The organism is Thermostichus sp. MS-CIW-23, assembly GCF_054059455.1.
This window is the reverse complement of record NZ_JBSSCC010000078.1, coordinates 1-2769: the sequence shown is the minus strand read 5'-3', so window position 1 is coordinate 2769 and position 2769 is coordinate 1. Positions and strand designations below refer to the sequence as shown.

Genomic DNA, 2769 nt, shown 5'->3' with positions numbered 1-2769 from the left:
CGGGATACCGCCATTCTGGTTGGAAACAAACAGAATGCTATCGCTGCATAGTTGAACAGTGATGTTCAGCAGTGTTCAGCGTAAATGTATCAGCTTCTCCCTTCTCTCCCGTTACTTCCTCTAGGTTATGCCTAGCCTGCCTTGACGGTTGAACCCACTCCAGCCCCCAGGGATCCCAATCGCTGGGTGAGGCGGCTGCCTCTGGTGACCGGCCTTTTGGGCAGCGTCCTTTTGGTTATTAATCGACTGGCCTTTACGCCGGAATTGCTTACCAGCCAGTCCCGTTCAGATGCCTTGGGGATCCTCCTCAGCGCCGTTTTGATCCTGACCGGCCTGCTGTGGCAGCAGATCCAGCCTCTTCCACCCCAAACGGCCCCCCTGCAGGGGATCCCCGGCTGTGATTGGCATCCCGATCTTTCCGAAAGCGAGAAACTGGAGCTGGCTTGGGCCTCCCATACCCTGCTCAGCACCACCGCCGCCCGCACCGTGGTGATCTGGGTGGGTGGGCGAACCCTCCTGCAACGGGGGATCCTAGCCACCCCCGGCCAGATGCCCTCCATTCAGCCCAAGAGCGTTTTACAGCGGGTCTTGCAGACGGGGCGGCCCGTGTATTTGGTGGATCTCAAGCTGTTCCCGGCCCGCGCCGAGTTCGATGGCCTGTTGCCCCCCGGATCCCAGGCCGTGCTGTGCCAGCCCATCGGCCAGCGAGGGTGCTTGATTTTGGGGAGCGATACCCCACGCAGCTTCAGCCGGCAGGAGCAAACCTGGATTGCCGCCATTGCCGACAAGCTAGCAGCCACCCTACTCCCCTCTCCCCCTGGGAGAGGGGCTGGGGGGTGAGGGCTAGGCGGCGCTCTCTAGGCTCACCTGGAACACTTCGCTGAAGGCTTTTTCCACCTTGTAGCCCGAGTCGATGGTCTCCAGAGGATCCTTGCGCAGGCGGTGGCGCAAACACAGGCTGATCACCCGACGGATATCGGCGACGGTGACCTCACTGCGCCCCTCTAGAGCTGCCAGGGCTTTGGCAGCCCGGTTGGTTACAATGTCTCCGCGCAGTCCATCCACCTCCAAAGCCGCGCATACCCCAGAGATCTTCAAGCGCAAGTCGGGATCCACTGCCACGTTGGGCAAAAGATGTTGGGCTTTTTCGATGCGCTCCCGCAGGCGCTGCTGGGAATCGGCATACTTGGCCAAAAAAGCCTGGGGATCGGCGTCGAACTGGCTGCGCTCCTCCACGATCCGCACCCGCAGGGCGGCATCTCGCACCGTTTCGATCTGGACAAACATGCCAAAGCGATCCAGCAGTTGAGGCCGCAATTCCCCCTCTTCCGGGTTGCCGGATCCCACCAGCACAAACCGAGCCGGATGACGAATGGAAATGCCTTCCCGTTCCACGGTGTTCCAGCCTGAGGCCGCCGCATCCAGCAACACATCCACCAAGTGGTCATCCAGCAAATTGACTTCATCCACGTAAAGGATGCCTCGATTGGCCTTGGCCAACAGCCCCGGCTCAAAAGCCTTCACCCCCTGAGCTAAGGCCCGCTCAATGTCGAGAGTGCCACACACTCGGTCTTCTGTTGCCCCCAAGGGCAGATCCACCATCGGCACCTGGATCCAAGTGCTTTCCAGCGTTTCCCCTGCTTGGAGCCGTTCCCACACTTGATCGCTCATCAAGTCCCGCTGCCGCGGGTGGCTGTTGAAGGGATCCCCTTTCACCACCTCGATCTGGGGCAGCAGGTCGGCCAAAGCGCGAATGGTGGTGGACTTGCCCGTGCCGCGATCCCCCATGATCAGCACCCCGCCAATGCGCGGGTCGATCACGTTGAGGAGCAAGGCCAATTTCATCTCCTCTTGGCCGACGATGGCCGTAAACGGGAAAACCGGGCGACGTTCCAAATGCATAGGGGCAATAACCAACAATTCATCCCCATTATCCCAGAGGCCACTCCCTTCTGGGTGTCAGATAGGCTGGAAAGGGACTGGAACTGGAACCTAAAGACCAGTTTTCGGTCAAATGGAAAAGCAAGCTCAGTTGTCAGCGTGGACGACGCCCTGGGCTTTCACAGAGAGAAGCAGATAGGATCGAAGCCCGCGGGGTTCATCAGAGTGTTGAACCGGCGTGGGGCCGAAAGCTCACAAAAACCCTAGGCAACCTGAGCAACAGTTGGCGGGTGGGGAGACATCAGCGGTGTCAGGCAAAGCAAGTCGGAGACGGTGGACGGCATTTCCAATCCAAAGCGTGGTCCAAAAAGGGCTGGTGGGTTTGATCTGGGTTTGCACTTGGATCCCTGTGCTCACTGTCTCTCTGGCCGTGGCTCAAACCCCCACCACCTCTGTGGTGTTGAGCGATGAGCAGGTAACAATGTACGCCCGTATCGTCTTGGAGATGGAGCCCCACCGGCAAGAGGCCCAAAAGCGCTCCCAAGCCACAAACGACCCAGCCAGCAAAGATCAAATCCGGCGAGAATTCATCCGCACCGCGACCGAGATCATCACTCGCCACGGTATGACTGTGCCTGACTACAACCGCATTACACTCTTGATCCGCTCCGAAGAGGGCAAAGCTTTGCAACAGCGCATTGAGGCCGAAATTCTCCGCCTGCAAAGCGAGGATCCCCAACCGCCAGTCCGATAAAAGTAAACTACCCGACACCCGCGCTATGCGCAGGGTGCAGGCTTTATCCCAATCCCTAGCGGCCCCAGAGGACAGCTAAGTTTCGGAATTTCAGGCGAGTTTACAGTCGCCCCAAGGAGAGAGATTACTTGAGC

3 protein-coding genes are annotated in these 2769 nt (G+C 59.1%); 2 read left to right on the top strand and 1 reads right to left on the bottom strand.

The window, feature by feature from the left end:
- Nucleotides 1-141 precede the first annotated feature (141 nt).
- Entirely contained in the window at nt 142-840 is a 699-nt protein-coding gene (locus tag ACVW0B_RS14280; protein WP_414355440.1) for a cofactor assembly of complex C subunit B, read from the top strand.
- A gap of 3 nt (nt 841-843) precedes the next feature.
- On the opposite strand, the gene bchI is transcribed toward ACVW0B_RS14280, so the two are convergent.
- Nucleotides 844-1902, bottom strand: coding sequence for a magnesium chelatase ATPase subunit I (bchI, locus tag ACVW0B_RS14275; protein WP_011431779.1), 1059 nt, complete (start codon nt 1900-1902; stop codon nt 844-846).
- 388 nt (nt 1903-2290) lie between these two features.
- Between bchI and ACVW0B_RS14270 the strand changes: the two genes are divergently transcribed.
- Nucleotides 2291-2635, top strand: coding sequence for a DUF4168 domain-containing protein (locus ACVW0B_RS14270; RefSeq protein ID WP_414331953.1), 345 nt, complete (start codon nt 2291-2293; stop codon nt 2633-2635).
- Nucleotides 2636-2769: the final 134 nt, after the last annotated feature.

Excerpts from the sequence above, each read along its gene's own strand:
- bchI (WP_011431779.1), bottom strand. The coding sequence starts at position 1,902 with ATGCATTTGGAACGTCGCCCGGTTTTCCCGTTTACGGCCATCGTCGGC.